The organism is Sphingopyxis sp. RIFCSPHIGHO2_12_FULL_65_19, assembly GCF_001830555.1.
Classification (GTDB): Bacteria; Pseudomonadota; Alphaproteobacteria; order Sphingomonadales; family Sphingomonadaceae; genus Sphingopyxis.
In genome coordinates this window covers 1-17,387 of sequence record NZ_MIAM01000041.1, presented here as the reverse complement: position 1 = coordinate 17,387, position 17,387 = coordinate 1, and the positions used below count along the sequence as shown (strand labels likewise).

16 protein-coding genes and 2 tRNA genes are annotated in these 17,387 nt (G+C 63.9%); 6 read left to right on the top strand and 12 right to left on the bottom strand.

Annotation, left to right across the window (positions count from 1 at the left end):
* Nucleotides 1–161 precede the first annotated feature (161 nt).
* From ppdK to A3E77_RS11710, 4 genes are all read left to right on the top strand, one after another.
* Nucleotides 162–2,822, top strand: coding sequence for a pyruvate, phosphate dikinase (ppdK, locus tag A3E77_RS11725; protein WP_293646089.1), 2,661 nt, complete (start codon nt 162–164; stop codon nt 2,820–2,822).
* Between the two features lie 16 nt (nt 2,823–2,838).
* Nucleotides 2,839–3,414 carry a DUF1214 domain-containing protein gene (locus tag A3E77_RS11720; protein WP_293646087.1) on the top strand — a complete coding sequence of 192 codons (576 nt, stop codon included), beginning with the start codon at nt 2,839–2,841 and terminating at the stop codon, nt 3,412–3,414.
* A gap of 1 nt (nt 3,415) precedes the next feature.
* The gene (locus tag A3E77_RS11715; protein WP_293646085.1) at nt 3,416–3,943 is read left to right on the top strand and encodes a DUF1254 domain-containing protein; all 528 of its coding nucleotides are present in this window, start codon (nt 3,416–3,418) and stop codon (nt 3,941–3,943) included.
* A 44-nt stretch (nt 3,944–3,987) separates the two neighbouring features.
* Nucleotides 3,988–4,064 (top strand) — tRNA-Arg (locus tag A3E77_RS11710).
* A 111-nt stretch (nt 4,065–4,175) separates the two neighbouring features.
* Here A3E77_RS11710 and A3E77_RS11705 read toward each other — a convergent pair.
* The 7 genes from A3E77_RS11705 to A3E77_RS11675 all read right to left on the bottom strand — a co-directional run bounded on the left by A3E77_RS11705 (nt 4,176) and on the right by A3E77_RS11675 (nt 11,109).
* Entirely contained in the window at nt 4,176–4,535 is a 360-nt protein-coding gene (locus A3E77_RS11705) for a Rap1a/Tai family immunity protein (protein ID WP_293646083.1), read from the bottom strand.
* Nucleotides 4,536–4,581: 46 nt separating this feature from the next.
* Nucleotides 4,582–7,224, bottom strand: a complete 2,643-nt coding sequence (locus tag A3E77_RS11700) for a hypothetical protein (protein WP_293646081.1) — start codon at nt 7,222–7,224, stop codon at nt 4,582–4,584.
* The gene (locus tag A3E77_RS11695; RefSeq protein ID WP_241940579.1) at nt 7,211–7,435 is read right to left on the bottom strand and encodes a hypothetical protein; all 225 of its coding nucleotides are present in this window, start codon (nt 7,433–7,435) and stop codon (nt 7,211–7,213) included. Before A3E77_RS11695 ends, A3E77_RS11700 begins: the two co-directional genes overlap by 14 nt.
* Nucleotides 7,436–7,650: 215 nt before the next feature.
* The gene (locus A3E77_RS11690) at nt 7,651–7,860 is read right to left on the bottom strand and encodes a helix-turn-helix transcriptional regulator (RefSeq protein ID WP_293646079.1); all 210 of its coding nucleotides are present in this window, start codon (nt 7,858–7,860) and stop codon (nt 7,651–7,653) included.
* 92 nt (nt 7,861–7,952) lie between these two features.
* Complete coding sequence (locus A3E77_RS11685; protein ID WP_293646077.1) at nt 7,953–8,618, bottom strand: hypothetical protein; 666 nt, start codon at nt 8,616–8,618, stop codon at nt 7,953–7,955.
* Entirely contained in the window at nt 8,615–9,853 is a 1,239-nt protein-coding gene (locus A3E77_RS11680) for a tyrosine-type recombinase/integrase (RefSeq protein WP_293646075.1), read from the bottom strand. Before A3E77_RS11680 ends, A3E77_RS11685 begins: the two co-directional genes overlap by 4 nt.
* A gap of 254 nt (nt 9,854–10,107) precedes the next feature.
* Complete coding sequence (locus tag A3E77_RS11675) at nt 10,108–11,109, bottom strand: XdhC family protein (RefSeq protein WP_293646073.1); 1,002 nt, start codon at nt 11,107–11,109, stop codon at nt 10,108–10,110.
* 60 nt (nt 11,110–11,169) lie between these two features.
* On the opposite strand from A3E77_RS11675, the gene A3E77_RS11670 reads away from it, so the two are divergent.
* The gene (locus A3E77_RS11670) at nt 11,170–11,748 is read left to right on the top strand and encodes a nucleotidyltransferase family protein (RefSeq protein ID WP_293646071.1); all 579 of its coding nucleotides are present in this window, start codon (nt 11,170–11,172) and stop codon (nt 11,746–11,748) included.
* A gap of 22 nt (nt 11,749–11,770) precedes the next feature.
* Here the strand turns inward: A3E77_RS11670 and paoC are convergent, their stop codons facing one another.
* The 5 genes from paoC to A3E77_RS11645 all read right to left on the bottom strand — a co-directional run bounded on the left by paoC (nt 11,771) and on the right by A3E77_RS11645 (nt 16,753).
* Complete coding sequence (gene paoC / locus A3E77_RS11665) at nt 11,771–13,978, bottom strand: aldehyde oxidoreductase molybdenum-binding subunit PaoC (protein ID WP_293646069.1); 2,208 nt, start codon at nt 13,976–13,978, stop codon at nt 11,771–11,773.
* A 3-nt stretch (nt 13,979–13,981) separates the two neighbouring features.
* Nucleotides 13,982–14,932, bottom strand: a complete 951-nt coding sequence (locus tag A3E77_RS11660) for an FAD binding domain-containing protein (RefSeq protein WP_293646067.1) — start codon at nt 14,930–14,932, stop codon at nt 13,982–13,984.
* A complete protein-coding gene (gene paoA / locus A3E77_RS11655; RefSeq protein ID WP_293646237.1) occupies nt 14,929–15,567 on the bottom strand; it encodes an aldehyde dehydrogenase iron-sulfur subunit PaoA in 639 nt (212 codons plus the stop codon). The genes A3E77_RS11660 and paoA overlap by 4 nt, the downstream gene beginning before the upstream one ends.
* 210 nt (nt 15,568–15,777) lie before the next feature.
* Nucleotides 15,778–16,632 (bottom strand): hypothetical protein, encoded by an 855-nt coding sequence (locus A3E77_RS11650; protein ID WP_293646065.1) that lies wholly within the window; start codon nt 16,630–16,632, stop codon nt 15,778–15,780.
* Between the two features lie 30 nt (nt 16,633–16,662).
* Nucleotides 16,663–16,753: transfer RNA gene (locus A3E77_RS11645), tRNA-Ser, on the bottom strand.
* 73 nt (nt 16,754–16,826) lie between these two features.
* Here A3E77_RS11645 and A3E77_RS11640 point away from each other — a divergent pair.
* Nucleotides 16,827–17,387 (top strand): peptidylprolyl isomerase (locus A3E77_RS11640; RefSeq protein WP_458574446.1); only part of this gene is annotated, 561 nt, incomplete at its 3' end.

Sequence of the window (17,387 nt, the reverse complement as noted above, 5' to 3'; positions counted from 1 at the left end):
CGAGACACGGGGCAGGCGAGCACGAACGATGGGCATCTCGACTTCGCTCGATGCGAACGGAGTAGGGGAGTCTGGAATGAACGAAGTAAAACTGAATCGACGATAAGCCTTCTCAACCCTATCCAGCCGCAACCTCCTCCCCGGGGCAGCAGGAGCTACATATGACGACGATGGTGCATTTGTTCGGCGGCGACGCGACCACGGCCGAGCGTTCCAAGGAATTGCTGGGCGGCAAGGGGTCGAACCTCGCCGAAATGGCCTCGATCGGCCTGCCGGTGCCCCCGGGCTTTACGATCACCACCGATGTCTGCACCGCTTATTATGCCAATGGCGAGCAGTTCCCCGCCGGCCTGATCGAAGAGGTCACAGCGGGCATCGCGCATATCGAAGGAATCACCGGCAAAAAATTCGGCGACGCAGCCGATCCGTTGCTCGTCTCGGTTCGTTCGGGCGCGCGCGTGTCGATGCCGGGGATGATGGACACCGTCCTCAACCTCGGGCTCAACGACCGCACCGTCGTCGGCCTGTCCGATGCTTCGGGCGACCCGCGCTTCGCGTGGGACAGCTATCGCCGCTTTGTCCAGATGTACGCCGACGTCGTCATGGGTCTCGACCATGCCGAATTTGAAGAAGCGCTGGAAATCGCCAAGGAAGACAGGGGCTTCTACCTCGATACCGAGATGTCGGCTGAAGACTGGCAGGCGCTGGTCAAGGAATATCAGGCGATCGTCGCACGCGAGACCGGCGCGCCCTTCCCGCAGGAGCCGAACGACCAGCTGTGGGGCGCGGTCGGTGCTGTGTTCGCAAGCTGGGAAAGCGACCGCGCCAAAGTCTATCGCCGCCTGAACTCGATCCCCGCCGAATGGGGCACCGCGGTCAATGTGCAGGCGATGGTGTTCGGCAATATGGGCGATACGTCGGCCACCGGCGTGGCCTTCACGCGCGACCCCGCGACCGGCGAGCGCGCCTGGTACGGCGAATGGCTGATCAACGCGCAGGGCGAGGACGTCGTCGCGGGCATCCGCACGCCGCAATATCTGACCAAGGTCGCACGCGAAAAGGCGGGCGCCAAGCCGGCGTCGATGGAAGAGGCGATGCCCGAGACGTTCGAGGAACTGGGCCGCGTCTTCGACACGCTCGAAACGCATTATCGCGACATGCAGGACATCGAGTTCACCGTCGAACGCGGGACGCTCTGGATGCTGCAAACCCGTTCGGGCAAGCGCACCGCGAAGGCGGCGCTGAAGATCGCCGTCGACATGGCGGCGGAAGGGCTGATCAGCGAAGAGGAAGCAGTCGGCCGCGTCGATCCCGGCGCGCTCGATCAGTTGCTTCACCCGACGCTCGACCCCGACGCGCCGCGCGACGTGCTGACCAAGGGGCTGCCCGCCAGCCCCGGCGCGGCATCGGGCAAGATCATGTTCACCGCCGATGGCGCCGAAAAGGCCGCGGAAATGGGGGAAGCGGTGATCCTCGTCCGCGTCGAGACGAGCCCTGAGGATATTCACGGGATGCACGCCGCCAAGGGCATTTTGACCGCGCGGGGCGGAATGACCAGCCACGCGGCGGTCGTCGCGCGCGGCATGGGCCGCCCGTGCGTTTCGGGTGCAGGCGGGCTGTCGATCGACGGCGCCGCGCGCGTGCTGCGCGTCGGCGGGCGTGAATTGCGCGAAGGCGATATCCTGACCCTCGACGGTTCGACCGGCGAAGTGATGGCGGGCGAGGTCAAGACCCTGCTCCCCGAACTCGTCGGCGATTTCGGGACGCTGATGACCTGGGCCGACAAGGTCCGCCGGATGAAGGTGCGCGCCAACGCCGAAACGCCGCAGGATGCGCAGGTCGCGCGCGATTTCGGGGCCGAGGGCATCGGGCTCTGCCGTACCGAACATATGTTCTTCGACGCCGCGCGGATCACCGCGGTGCGCGAGATGATCCTCGCCGACAGCGAAGCCGGACGCCGCGCGGCGCTCGCGAAACTTCTACCCGAACAGCGCGGCGACTTTGCCGCGATTTTCGGCGTGATGGCGGGACTGCCGGTTACGATCCGGCTGCTCGACCCTCCCTTGCACGAATTTCTGCCGACGCGCGAAGAGGATTTCGCTGACGTTGCGGAAGCCGCGGGGGTGGGCATCGAGGCATTGAAGGCGCGGGCGAACGAGTTGCACGAGTTCAACCCGATGCTCGGCCATCGCGGCTGCCGCCTGGGCGTCACTTATCCCGAAATCTATGAGATGCAGGCGCGCGCGATCTTTGAGGCGGCGTGCGACGTCGCCGAGACAACCGGCGCGGCACCGATCCCCGAGGTGATGATTCCGCTGGTGGCGACGCGCCGCGAATTCGATTTGATGAAGGCTGTCGTCGACGCGCAGGCCAAGGCTGTGTTCGCCGAAAAGGGCCGCGAGATCGCCTACCTCGTCGGCACGATGATCGAACTGCCGCGCGCCGCGCTGATGGCGGGCGAGATTGCCGAAACCGCCGAATTTTTCTCGTTCGGCACCAACGACCTGACCCAGACGACGATCGGCATCAGCCGTGACGATGCGGGACGCTTCCTGACGCAATATGTGGACAAGGGCATCTTCCTGACCGACCCGTTCGTCAGCCTTGACGTCGAAGGCGTCGGCCAGTTGATCGAGATCGCTGCTGACCGCGGCCGCAAGACGCGTCCCGACGTCAAACTCGGCATTTGCGGCGAACATGGCGGCGACGCACCGAGCATCCATTTCTGCGAACGAACCGGCCTCGACTATGTCAGCGCCTCGCCCTACCGTGTGCCGATCGCACGTCTGGCGGCAGCACAGGCGGCGTTGAAGGCGAAATAGCCGGGGAGGGCGCGTCATGAAGAGCTGGCACCGCTATACGATCACTTTGGTGGGCGGATTGGCGGTGGGGCTCGGCGCGGCGTGGGCGCTGACCGGCGGCGGCCTCGGCGACGGCGCGATCCGCAACGGTGCGTGGACGACCTCGCTCGGTTACGGCACCAAGGCGACCGATCCGCTGACGCGCGCGATGGTCGCGCGTTCGGGGCTGCTCGCACTGCCCGCCAAGGAAACCCTCTACTGGATGGCAACGACCGATGAGGCGGGGGCGCCGCTCGACGGCGATTGCCGTTACAGCCTGTCGGGAACGGCGCTCGACGCGCGCTGGTGGAGCGTGACCGTCTATGACGAACAGGGCTATCTGGTCGATAATGCGGCCCGCAACTGGTCGGTCAACGGCGCCAATGTGGCGCTCGATGCAAATGGCGAATGGCGCGTTACCATTTCGCCCGCCAAGCCCGCGGCCGGCGCCTGGTTGCCGGGAGGCAAAGGCGGGCCCTTCCAGCTGACGCTGCGCATGTATAATCCGGGGAAGGCCTTCCGCGCGGCGCCGGCGCGTGCGGCGCTGCCGCGGTTGGTGAAGGAGGGCTGCTGAGATGCGCGCTTGGCTCGGTCCGCTCGCCTTTGGTCTGATCGTCGCAGCGGCGACCGCGGGTGCGGCGATCCTGGCGATCCCCTATGGCCTGATGAATGTCGCGATGGAACGGCTGGGGCAGGGCGGGATCAACCACATGTCTCACGGCAATCTGGCAACGCCGGAACGCCAGCCGGTCGTCCGTCCGAGCCCCGATCTCGCATATTCGACCTGCCCCTACGACCTGTCGAAAGGACCGATCGCAATCGACATGACCCCGGTGCCGGGACGCTATAGCTCGCTCAGCATCTTCGACGCCGCGACCGATGTGATTTTCGTGCGCAACGATGTCGAGGCAGGGGGCAAGCCATTCCGAATCATCGTCGCGCGGGCGGGGCAGGAGGTGCCGAAAGGCGCCGAAGTCGTGCGCACGCAACATGATCGAGGAATCGCGCTGGTGCGTCTTCTGCTGAAAGACCCCTCGGAAATCGGCGCGCTGACGGCGATCCGTGGTCAATCGTCGTGCCGAACGGTCACAAAGCTGAAATAGGGGGTTGCGCCCCCGCGCCGCGAGTCTTAAAGGCGCCTCTCCACGCACCCGTAGCTCAGCTGGATAGAGCATCAGACTACGAATCTGAGGGTCGGACGTTCGAATCGTTCCGGGTGCGCCATTTTTTCAATAACTTAGCTGGATGGACCTTCCGCAATTTGCGGACTGGCAATCATATGGCAATCTCGCGGAGCGGTTTCGCGCTTCAATCTTGGCGATCCCTATCAAGGCGTCAAGGGCGGCAGGGGAAGGTGTAAAGGTAGGCGGCCCAAACGACGAGGCCCGCTGGCAACTCCTTAAGCTCAGGCTGTGCTTTGACGGCTTCTCGCACCATACTCAGAACTTGGTCGGCGGTGATGGAAAGAGTGTCGGGCACGCAATATGCTGGCGCTGCGCCATCGTTTGTCATCGCTGAATGCGCCCATCCAATCCCGGTGCTGTAAGCGAAAAGTGCCAGTTTATAGACTTCAGCGCTTTCGCCTCCTTTGTCGATGTTTTGCAGAAACTCCCGGCCCGTTGCCTCGGCATGGGCGCTGGATGGCAAAACGAGAAGTGCTGCGGCCAACATGGTAGCGCGCGTTAAAATCGACATTGGCGTGATCTCCCCTAGTAGCACGCCTAGCGATATAGAGCTTTCCTCATCTGTCCATGACGAAACCTTCCGGCAGTTCGTCGAGCGCGAACCCGTCAGGCAGGCCCGACGCATTCGACGACCCGCGGGGCTTCTTGACCGGGCGAACATCGTTCAACGGCTCCCCGCCAAGGACATGGGCTTTGCCCTCTTTGCGCGCGGCCTCCATCACATCACCGATTTCATCAGCCTGAGTTTCGCGATCCATCGCCTTGTAGTCGGGAGAGGCCATGAGCTGCCCGATCCACTTGCGAGCGAGATCGCCAACGACAGGCTGTAGCTTGTCATATTGTTCGGGCGTCAGGTCACCCTTGCTCGGGGGCGACACCTTGGCACCGACGCGCAGCGCCTCCCGTGTGATGGGGTCTTTGCGGTCGGTGGTGGTCCAGATCGGCGAGAGGATATCAGGCCCGACGCCGCCCTCTGCGACGATTGGCTGACCCCATACGTCCCGTTTGGGCAGGAGGTTGTCAGACTGCCCCGGCATCCGCGACGACATGTAGGTGGGGATATCTGGAGTCTCCCGCATCGTCGGGTCCATTGTGCGGGCAATCTGCGCCGATCCGGTGGGAACCGTGGCAGCGCCGACCAGCCGCTTGATGAAGTTGCCCGAGTAGCGTTCCGGGTCTTGCAAGGCTTCCAGTGCGTCGGTCACGCCCGAGAGCCATGTGCGGCTCGCGAGGTTGGCGACGACCGAGGCAGTCCACAGCGCGGCGCCCTTGTCGCGTTGCTTCTCGGTCATCCCGTCGCCCATCGTAGCGAGATCGGCAGCGGTGCCGAACGTCATCGCGAAAGGATCGAGGCGGCGATAGCTATAATATTGATCGCCGATCTTGATGCTGTAGGGCTGCCAGCCGTTCGCCATCATCAGGCGGCGCTGGTTCTCGTCGCTCGGCGGTGAGCCGGTGATAACTCCCTGATTTGCCAGTTCGGCAATCGTCGCACCCATCCCTGACCCGACCATCACCTTGGCAATCGCGAGGTCGCGGCGAGCGCCACCGGCTGCGAAGTCGCGGCGCCATTCCTTGACCATCGGAGCAAGGGGCGAGCGTTCCGCCGTGAATTTGATCAGGTTAGTCGGGGTGCGGACAAAGGGGAGGATCGCTTTGAACATCGGCTGGTTTTGCGTGATGCGAGACAGGCCGCCAGCCAAGCCATCGCCGAGCGGACGCTGAAAAGTGAGATAACGTCCATAGTCTAGGGCCTTCTCCATCATTGCATCAGTGGGGTTGGCGAGCAGTTCGGCGGCACGGTCTTTCGCTTCCTGCCCCCTGAGACCCTCTTTTGCGGCTTGGCGCACCGCGAGCCCCGAAAGCTCCATGCGTCGGGCCATCGCCTTGAACAGTTCGTCCTCTGCCGTCAGCAAGCGGGTAGGGATGCGGAGGATATCGCCCTTGATCCCCGACACCGCCTTTTGCGTCTGCTGCTCCATCTTGGTCACGAAGTCTGCCGACTCGCCCGTGCGAAAAGCGCGAGCGAATTGACGAATGCCTTCCTTGGTTCCCTGCAAAAGCCCGAGCGAGCGGGCGCCAAGTTCGGAAAACAGAACCCGGTCGGTCGCGTCCCGGCTGATTGCGCGGCGGGCGGCGCCAACGCCTGCGGCGATGGCATGTTCGGGAATCTGCCCCAGCGCCGTCATCGTGTTGGAGAGCGTGTTGACCATGTGCGTAGTCGGACCGGACAGAAGATAGTTGTACCAAATCTCTTGCGCGCGATCGGAGAACTTCGGCTTGCTGGCCTTCTCGATAAATCGGTTCAGGTTGGTGGGGTCAGCCTCAAGATCGATGATAGCATCTGCGGCTTCTTTCAGACGGCGCGAGCTGCCACCGCTGTTCGCCAGCCCTTCGAGGATGCGCCCCGGAACGTCACGGCTATCAGCCGCTATGCGGAAGGCGGAGAGCGCGCGGCCCGCTTCGGCCGTCATGCCCGATACCTGCTCCTGAATTGCAGCGTGACGGACCATCGCCTTACGGAAGGTGGACAGCGCCTCAGAGCCGGGATCTTCGCCGATCGCTCGAAGGCGCTTTGCCATCGTGACCAACTCGTTGCCAGACTTCGCGAGGATCGCTCGCGCGGCATAGGCTTCCTCTGCACTGAACGCCTGCCCCTTGCGACGGGCAAGCAGATCGTCGGCCGTCATCCCGAGGTCTTGGGCCAGTTGCTGCGTCTCGGCGAAGCTGATCTTGCCGCGCTTGGCAGCATCGAATCCGCCGGCCACGTTCTCGGCGATCTTGAGCGCCTGTCCGATATCCTGCGGGCTTTCCAACTTGTCGACACGGATATTCCCGACCTTCGACACAACCGCATTCGTCCAGTCGTCATAGCCGTGGGCGGGCGGGCTGTTCGCGATGATGTCGTCATAGGTGGCAGGCTGGCCCATGTCGTCGGCAAGCGGGGCGCCTTCCTGCTTGGCACGCTCCACAGCAAATCGCTGATCGCGAGCGGCGCCGTACGCATCAAGCTCGGCATAGTCATCGGGGCGGAACGTCCGATTGACGCCGCGGTAGGTATCGCCGAGCGCCGTGACAAACTCGTCAACGGTCGGGCGCTCGGCATGGTCGGGAAAATAGCCCGCTTCCCATGCACGCTGCGCCATGTCGTCGAGCGTGTGGGCGTGGAAAAGCGCCCACGCGGTTTCAGAGATGTTCAAGGGACAGCTCCCATTTCAGGCGAACATCGAGATCGTTGAGATACCGGCGCTGTTTGTCGGTGATGACGACCTGTTCGCGGATGCGGTGGAGAAACGAGGATTCGGCACGGCTCAACAGGCCCTTGCCGGTCTCGATTGCGTTGCAGGCTTGCCGTTGGTGTTCGGCCAGAAACTTGATGCGCACGACGGCAGTTGTCGGGTTGTCGGTCATGGCCGCACCCCCTCGCGGCGGCGAGCCTCGCGGTGCCGCCATTGCTTTATGTCGTCGATGATCCGCTGGCCCCACACTTGAAGCCGTCGCGCCTCTGCGCTATCTAATTCGAGCCAGCCCGCCAGCTTAGGCAATTCGGGGACCGCACGCGGCTTTACGTCGGTGCGGTCTTTCGCGTTACGGTGCGAACGACCGTTGATGACCCCGCCCATAGGTCACGCAGCAACCTGCTCGCTGGTCGAGCGAACGATACGGCTTGCGACGAATGCCGCCAGATCGGACGGACGGTAGCGGACACGCTGACCAACTTTGGCATAGGGCGGGCCATCGCCGCGCATCCGCATTTTTTGAAGGGATGAAACTGAAACGCCAATCAGCTTCGAGGCTTCATCCTCGTTTACCGCCAGAATATCGATAGTTTGCATGTCGGTTCTCCTGCCCAATGGTTCGGGCAGGAAAGGACTGGCAAACGCTGGAAGCGATAAATACTGGCGATAAATTGCTCTGATTTTATAGTTTATCGCCCGCTATTTTGGGCTGCCGCTTTGGCCGCGTTGTATTGGTCGCGCAGCCAACCCTCTACCGTTTTGGGCTTCTCAGGTCGGGCCAGACCCTGCACACCGTCCAATGCATCGAAATCGGCGAGACACGCCGCGGCCTCTTCCCTAAGAGTAGGAGAGAGCGGTAGTTTTCGACTTCTGCGGCTGTCCCATATCTCGCCAGCCACAATATGCTTTACCGATTTACGGCCGGGGCCACCTGAACTGTCAGAGTATCTCGTGAGATCGGAGCACGACTGCGGCCAATGGAAGATCACGTCATTAGCCGACGCCCGCACGTCGAACAGCTCGCGTGTGACATAAGTCCCGCTGGTCTCATAAGAAATCGACCAGTCAGAAAATTCGTAAGCAGCACGCATCGCTCTTGTCCCATCGGGGCCAAGTGCGCTGGCGCAAAATGCGTTATCCTGTAGGGCCACTCGCAGCTCATCGATCGCGTTGCCGTAGCCAACGACGGCACCGTCCAAAAGGGAGTGAATTAAGAACATTTCGCCACCGGAAGGAGGGCGATAGTTGTTATACTGGCGCCCATCCCGCAAAGATTGGAAATCCGCGATCAATTGTGGCGACCGAGAACCAATCCACAGAACGATCTCGTAGAAATCCCATTGCCCTTTTTTCATCGGCGTCCCGCGATCTGCACCACATTATCCTTGGTAACCATGAGCGAAGCGACGTGCCCGCCCCACGTCTGCAACGCCTCCAGCTTTTCGTCGGCAAAGGCATACCGCTGATAGGTGCCAGCAATTCCCGCCTTGCGACGGTTCTGGACAGCCTCGATCCAGTCAGACGGGATGCGAAGGCGTTGAAGGCCCGTCGCGACCGAGCGCCGCAGATCGTGGAAGCGCCACGGCTGCACCGGCGGCGCGTCGTCCTCGATCAGGTCCGCAATCTCACCGTCTAGCTTACGCTTGGCTTTTGAGAAGCCAGAGACGCGCGATTTGCCCGCGTCGGTTGTTAGGACATAGCCTTTGCGCGGCCACGTCTCGCCGCCTGCGAGCGCGTCAAATTCGGCTACGGCTTGCAGTGACAGCGGCACAAGATGCTCCCTGCCATTTTTTGCCCTGGCACCGGGCAAAATCCACTCGGCGCGGGCGCGGTCAAGCTCCCGCCATTCCAGACCGGCGACTTCATCGCGGCGTTGCCCGGTCAGCAGCAACAGGCGAACCAGCGCGCCGAACGTCGCACCCAATTCCTCGCTCGCGATCCACACAAGGCGCAGTTCCTCATCGGACAGAACGCGATCGCGGCTCGCCACCGGCTTAGGCGCCTCGACACCCTCTAGCGGGTTGCGGTCGATCTCACCGCGGCCCTGTGCCCAACGAAAGATGCGATGCGCGACGGCATAGACGTTGCGGCGCATGGCCTGCCCGCCCTGTAAGTCATCAAGCAGCGCGACAATCTCTTGTCCCGTGATCGACGGGAGCGGCCGCTTGCCCAGCTTGGGGCGGAGGTGAAGGCGCAAGGCGTCTTTGACGAAGCCGCCCGACTTCGCCCACCGCTTGGGCAATTCCAGTTGCTCGAATCGATCGGCGACCGCGCTAAAGGTCAGGTCGGTGGCTTCGCGGACCCGCTGGCGCTTATCGTCGGCGGGGTCTTTCCCCTGATCGACCAGCGCGAGCAGCCGCTTTGCCTCTTTTTCGGCAGCGTCAGGCGTCCATGGGCCGTGCGCGCCGATGGTGTAGCGCTTCGTCGCCGTCCCAGCGCCGCCAAGGCGGTATTGCAGGATATAGACCCGCTTGCCCGCCGGGGTGATCTTTACCCCGAAGCCTTTAACCTCAGTGTCCCACAGGAAGTCATTGCTAGGCCCGGCCCGCATCGCGTCCACCGCGCGTTTTGTGATTTTGCCCGTCGCCATTTCTCTTGCCCGCTCCGTTGGCAATCATCTGGCAATCATCCTAGCGGCAAGCGACGGAAAGGCAAGGCGAGAACAGGAAAGGAACAGCGTTAGAAATGCGTCGAGTCTGGAAAATCGGGGAGGCGCACCGGAAACCAGAGGAAAGGCGGACCACAAAACTACGAATCTGAGGGTCGGACGTTCGAATCGTTCCGGGTGCGCCATTTCCCTTCCAGCCGGTTTTCGCGAGCGCGAGCCGTCGGATTTTCCATCACTCAGGCGGTATGAAGCGCGTCGGTCGATACCGGAGCGTCGGCGTTTGTCGGCGCACCATGTCGCGCGGCGATCGCGTGATATTCCTGCGCGATCTGCGCCAGCGCCGACAGGGCCAGCATCGACGGGTCGCGCGTCGCCGGGATCAGTCCGACCGACGAGCTGAGCCTGTCGCCAACCGACCGAGGCACACCCGCCGCGTCGAGTGCATCGCGCCGGTCCCTTTGCGTGCGCGGGCTCCCGATTGCACCGACATAGAAGCCCGGGAGGCGCAGCGCATCGGGCAGCAGCGCCTCTTCCCAATCGCGGTCGTGAAAGACCGAGAGGATGGCGGTCCAGTCATCGCTGACGACCGGCGGAAGCATGGTGCGCGTGGCAAGTTCGGCGGTCTCGATGCCCTCAATGGCAAGCTGGGCCAACGCGGGCCGGTCGGGCGACATGGCGCAGATGTCGGCGCCGAACGCATGGGCAAGCCGCGCGAGCGCCGTGAGTTCCTCGCCTTGGCCCATCACCAAGATACGCAGCGTGGGCGCGAAGCGGAGCAGAAACTGGTCGTCCCGCCAGCCGGTCGCCGCATCATTGTCGATCGGAGATGCACAGCGGACCCCCTCTTGCGAGAGGAGCAGGACGGCGGGTTCCCTCCGCTCGAGGCAGGAGAGGATTTGGTTGATCGCGTCGGGGGAAGGGCGCGGGGTGAACAGCAGGTCGATACCGCTGCCGCAGGGCAGGCGAATATCCAGATAGGGTGAACCCGCGCCGAAGCGCACGCGCCGGGCGTTTCCGTCGGCCAGCGTCTCGATCGCTTCGGCGACCACGGCGGCCTCGACGCAGCCTCCCGAAAAGGAACCGAGATATCGCCCATCCTCCGCGACGGCCATCTGGGCTCCGATCGCGCGTGGCGACGATCCTTCGATTCCGGTGAGCGTCACAAGGGTGGCCGCGATGCCCTCGTCGTTCCGGGTGGCAATGAAGCGCAATATATCGGCGGGCGAGGTTGCTATCATGCCAATTCTGCGGTCAGGATGCACGCTGCGCGCACGGCACGGGAAGGACGCTGATCGGCCATGATCGATGCAGACGAGATTGTCGCCATCCTGCTTGCCGCCGGGAGGTCCGAGCGTTTCGGCCGCGATGACAAGTTGCTTGCGCCGTTGGCGGGCGAAGCACTCGCGTTGCATGCGGCGCGGCGGATCGCCGAATTGGCGCCGGCGCGACGTATCGCCGTGTGCCGCGATGCGGATGGACCGCTGGCGCGGCAATTGGGGGCGCTTGGTTTCGACATTGCGGTCAATCCGCATAGCGAGCGCGGCCTGTCGCAGTCACTGGCATCCGGCATCGCGTCGGCGGCGCGGGGCACCGAAAGGGCGGCGCTCGTCTGCCTCGCCGATATGCCCTTCGTCGGTGCGGTCCATTTGCGAAGGCTGCTCGCGCGTTTCGATCCAGTCGGCGCGCCCGTAGTCGCATCGACCGACGGCGATGCGGCCATGCCGCCGGCGCTGTTCGACCGTTCGCTTTTCGATGCGCTGTGCGCCGGGGAAGGCGACCGCGGCGGCAAGGGGCTGCTCGCAGGCGCGGCGCTTGTCCGCACCAGCGCCGACGAACTCGCCGATATCGACCGACCCCAGGATCTGCGCGGAACCTGACGGCAGGCGCGCGGGGACGGGGTCATGCGATATCCGGCAGCTTGTCGAGCAGTTTGTCGAGCGTGATCGGATAGTTGCGGACGCGCACGCCGGTGGCGTTGTAGACGGCATTGGCAATGGCCGCAGCGACCCCGCAAATCCCAAGTTCGCCGACACCCTTTGCCTTCATCGGCGATGTGGTGGGATCGGTTTCGTCGAGAAAAATGACGTCCTGGTGCGGGATGTCGGCGTGGACGGGCACTTCATAACCCGCAAGATCGTGGTTGACGAAAAAGCCGAAACGCTTGTCGACGGCCAATTCCTCCATCAGCGCCGATCCGGCGCCCATCGTCATCGCACCGATCACCTGGCTGCGCGCGGCCTTCGGATTGAGGATGCGGCCCGCCGCACACACGGCAAGCATCCGCCGGACGCGGATCTCGCCGGTCATGGCGTCGACGCCGACTTCCGCAAAATGGGCACCAAAGGTCGATTGCTGATATTTTTCGGCCAGATCGCCATATTCCATCTTGTCCTCGGCGACGAGTTCGCTGTCGTCGGCCGCCTTTTCCAGGGCGGCGCTCCGGCGACCCACCGACACTTTGCCATCGGCAAATATTGCCGTGGCGGCATCGAACCCCAGCTTTTCTGTGACCATTTCGCGCAGCTTGACGCAGGCGGCATAGACACCGGCGGTCGAGCTGTTTGCGCCCCATTGACCGCCCGAACCTGCCGATACGGGAAAAGCCGAATCTCCCAGTTTGACGACGATCCGGTCGAGCGGCAGGCCCATCATCTCGGCCGCGGTTTGCGCGATGATCGTGTAGGTTCCGGTGCCGATGTCGGTCATGTCGGTCTCGACCGTTACGATCCCCGATCGATCGAGCCGCACCCGCGCCGCGGAAGGACCATTCAGATTGTTGCGAAACGCCGCCGCGACCCCCATCCCGACCAGCCAGCGTCCGTCGCGCGCGCTGCCCGGCTTTGCGTTGCGGCGAGCCCAGCCGAACTTGTCGGCGCCGGTCTGCATACATTCGTTCAGTCGGCGCTGCGAAAAGGGACGGCTTGGCTTTTCGGGATCGACCTGCGTGTCGTTGAGGACGCGAAAGGCGATCGGGTCCATGCCCAGCTTCTCCGCCATTTCGTCGACCGCGATTTCCAGCGCCATCAGGCCCGGCGCTTCGCCGGGCGCGCGCATCGCATTGCCTTCGGGCAAGTCGAGCACTGCCAGGCGCATCGCGGTCATCCGGTTCGCACCGGCGTATAGCAGCCGCGTCTGGGCGACTGCGGTTTCGGGACCACCGCCGGGCAGGTCGCCCGACCAGCTTTCGTGCCCGATGGCAGTAATCTTGCCGTCCGCGGTCGCACCGATCCGCACGCGCTGGATCGTCGCCGGGCGATGGGTCGTGTTGTTGGTCACGAACGGGCGTGGCAGCGCGACCTTGACCGGGCGCTTCGCCGCTTTGGCGCCGAGCGCGGCGAGCAGCGCATCGGCGCGGATGAACAATTTGCCGCCGAAACCGCCACCGATATAGGGCGAATCAAGGCGGATATTCTCCTTTGGTATACCCAGCGTTTTCGCCATGTCGCCGACGGACCAGGCGATCATCTGGTTCGATGTCCACAGCGTCAACTTGTCATCTTGCCAAGCAGCGATCGACGCGTGCGGTTCCATCATCGCATGGGTGTGGTCGGGTGTGGCATAGCGGGCATCGATCGTCACCGGCGCCGACGCAAAGGCCGATGCGAAGTCGCCGACACTGGTATCGGCCTCGACGCCGAACGACGCCTTTGGCTTGGTCGCGGTGTCCATCGCGGCGGCAAGGTCATAGGCACCCTTGGCGCGCACATATTCCACCCGAACAAGTGACGCCGCGGCCCGCGCCTGTTCAAAACTGTCGGCGACGACCAGCGCAATCGCCTGATGATAATGCTCGATTTCGGGGCCGCCGAGCAGCTTGGCGGTGTTGAAATTGCCTTTGCCGAGCGTGCCGGCATCCGCCGCGGTGACAATGGCGACGACACCTGGGGCCGCCTTTGCGTCGTCGAGATTGATCGACGCAATGCGTCCCTTGGCGATCGCCGATCCCACCACATAGCCATAGGCCTGGTTGGCTGCGACGTCGTGCCGTTCATAGGCGTAGGGTGCGGTGCCGGTCGTCTTGAGCGGGCCGTCGATGCGATTGGTGGGTTTGCCGACGACCTTCAGCCGATCGATCGGGTTCGTCGTTGCGGGCGTATCGAACTTCATCGTTCAGCCTTTCGCTTGTGCCAGCACCCCGGCGAGTGTCCGCTCGACCAGGGGCAGTTTATAGGCATTTTCGTGGCCCGGCTTCGCGCCGTCGAGCAGGGCGGCGGTCACCGCCTTCGCCCCCCGCGGCAACTCGGCATCCGCCGCGGAGACGCGCCAGGGCTTGTAGCCGACGCCGCCAAGCGCGACGCGCCCGGTCCCGTCCTTCTGCACCACGACGCCGACCGAAATCAAAGCGAAGGCATAGGAAGCGCGGTCGCGGACCTTGTGATAGATGTGCGTGCCGCCCACCGGCTTTGGCAGTGTCACCGCGGTGATGAGCTCGCCCGGCGCGAGCACGGTTTCGAGGTGCGGTGTGGTGCCCGGCGCGCGATAAAAATCGGCAATCGGGATCACGCGGGCCTTTCCGGCCGCATCGACCGTTTCGACGCTGGCGTCCAGCGCACGCATCGCCACCGCCATATCGCTGGGGTGCGTCGCGATGCACGCGTCGCTCGCACCGATGACGGCGTGCAGGCGATGGAAACCGCCGATCGCAGCGCAGCCGGTGCCCGGCTTGCGCTTGTTGCATGGCTGGTTCGTATCGTAAAAATAGGGACAGCGCGTGCGCTGGAGCAGATTGCCCGCGGTCGTCGCCTTGTTGCGAAGCTGGCCCGATGCTCCGGCCACCAGCGCGCGCGATAACAGGCCATAGTCCCGCCGAACGCGCGTATCGCTGGCAAGGTCGGTGTTGCGAACCATCGCGCCGATGCGCAGCCCACCCTCAGGCGTGGCATCGATCCGATCGAGCGCAAGGCGGCTGACGTCGATCAGATGCGCAGGCGTTTCGATCTCCAGCTTCATCAGGTCGAGGAGGTTCGTGCCGCCTGCGATAAACCGGGCGTCTTTTGCGCGGGCAAAGGCTGCCGTTGCGGCTGCGACCGTATCGGCGCGTTCATAGGTGAAGCTTTTCATGCTTTCACTCCCGCGACGTCGCTGATCGCGTCGATGATATTGGAATAGGCGCCGCAGCGGCAGATGTTTCCGCTCATTCGTTCGCGAAGCTCTGTCGCGGTCACTTTCGGTGCCGCGTTGAGGTCGGCGGTGACATGGCTGGGGATGCCGGCCTTGATCTCGTCGAGCACCGCGACCGCGGAGCATATCTGGCCCGGTGTGCAATATCCGCATTGATAGCCGTCGTGCACGACGAAGGCATCCTGCATCGGGTGCATCTTGTCGGGCGTGCCCAATCCCTCGATCGTCACAATCTTGTCGCCCTCGTGCATGACCGCCAGGGTCAAACAGCTATTGATACGGCGGCCGTCGACGATGACGGTGCAGGCGCCGCACTGGCCGTGGTCGCAACCCTTTTTGGTGCCGGTCAGGTGCAACTGCTCGCGCAGCGCATCGAGCAGCGAGGTCCGCGTATCGACTTCCAGCTCGCGCGCCGTGCCATTGACTTCAAAGGCAACCTTGGCCGTCGCTGGCGGCGGCGTCGCCGGCCGGGTCGGGGCGGCGGTCACCGGCGGGATCGTTACCGCCGCGACCGACGCAGCACCGCCGACAAGCATGCCGCGGCGCGACAGTTCAAACTCTGCTGGGGTCTGCATAGCCATCTTCCGTTTCTCTCTGTTTGCCAGTGCGCGCGAAGGCTCACGGGAAAGTCAGGCAGTCGATACCGCGCGGCTGTTCATACCTGCCGCTTCGGCGAGAAAATTTCCGGATTCGTCCGCTCTTGCTATCATATCGATCGTGGGCCGAACAGGTTCCCGCCCAGATTATCGTGCACGTCCGCAACAGGCGCCTGCATCGGCGCCGTGCTATCGCCGCTTGACGCCGTAATCGATCCTGATCCGGACCCAGGCGCCGACCAGCGGCTGCCCGCCGCGCCGCGGGGGGCGCACCTGAAACGCCCAGGCGGCGGCGAGCACCGCGCGGGTGATCTGCGATCCATTCGGATATTCGTCCAGCCCGACACAATCTTCGACGCGGTAGTCTGGTGCCGTGCGGCACGCGATCAGCCCCCAGCCTGGGCCGCTGGCGGTCGACAAATATCCGCGCAGTTCATCATCCCTCGGCTCGCGATACCAGCGCGCGGCATAGAGCGGCTCGCCATTTGGCGCCGTTCCCACGCGCTCTGAATCGCCAGATGACGAGGATGAACGTCGCGTATCGGGCGGGCCATAAACTGCGCCGCCGCTTGGACGAACGACGCTTTGCGGGGGCGCGGGCGCGGCGCTGGGCGTCGGCAGGGTCGGCGCGGTCTTCGGTTCGGGGGTCCGTGGCGGCGGAGGTGCTGGTTGCGGTTCGTCGGGTGCGGGTTGCGGCGACGTCGGTGGCTCGGCGGTGCGTTCCGGCTGCGCGTTGCTTGGTTCGGGCGCCTCTTGCGAAATCTCGCTTGCCTCCAGGTTCACGACGCTGATGGTTTCTTCTTTGACGTCCGGCCGGGTGGTCAGATTGAAAGCCAGCAGCATGAACAGCAGGACGGCCGGGATCAGAACGGCAAGCAGGATCGCAAGCGCGCGGCGACCCGCCCCGATGCTGAGCGGTTCGACATAGGGAGTGGGGGAATCAGGGCTCAGCTGAAGAAATCTTTTTGAGGCGGCGTCCGCTGGTCGTGGCGCCCGGAGGTGCGTCCGCGTGGGGTAGTGGGGTGCCAGGCCTTTGACAAGCATATGCCGGACAAACGTCTGGGGAGGGGCAGTTGGCGGAGCGGGAGGGATTCGAACCCTCGATACGCTTTTGACGTATACTCACTTTCCAGGCGAGCGCCTTCGACCACTCGGCCACCGCTCCGCATGCTTGGAACGCGCGCCCTAATCGCTTGGCGGGGCTTTCGCAAGCCGATTGGGCGTGGCAGACATCGGCCATGAAACATCTGCTTCTGGCCGCCGCTGCCGCTTCGCTCGCCCTTCCGGTCACTGCGCAGGAACCAACGCCGATTCCGTCACCCGGCGAGATTGCGGCGGCGGCGCCCGCGAGCGACTGGATCGCGATCGCACCATCCGACCTTCTGGTGATGGACCTGGCGCCCGGCGCCACGGGCAAGGCGCGCCGCGTGGTCATTCAACTGATGCCCGCGCCCTTCAGCCAAGGATGGGTTGGCAACATCCGCAAACTCGCCGCCGCACATTGGTGGGACGGGACGAGCGTGAACCGGGTGCAGGACAATTATGTTGTGCAATGGGGCGACGCGACCGAGAAAAAACCGTTGCCCGACGGGTTGGCGATGGTGCCGGAGAGTGACTATTCGGTCGGCGTCAATATGGAGGCGATAACCGGCCCCAAGGGCGTGGGCCATCGTTACGCCCCGGTCCCGGCAGGCGGGCTGGTCGATAGTTATGCCCGTTTCGCGGGTGTTTTTGAGGGGTGGCTGATCGCCGGGAGCCATGATCCAGACGATCCTGCCTTCACCAACAAAGCCTTACTG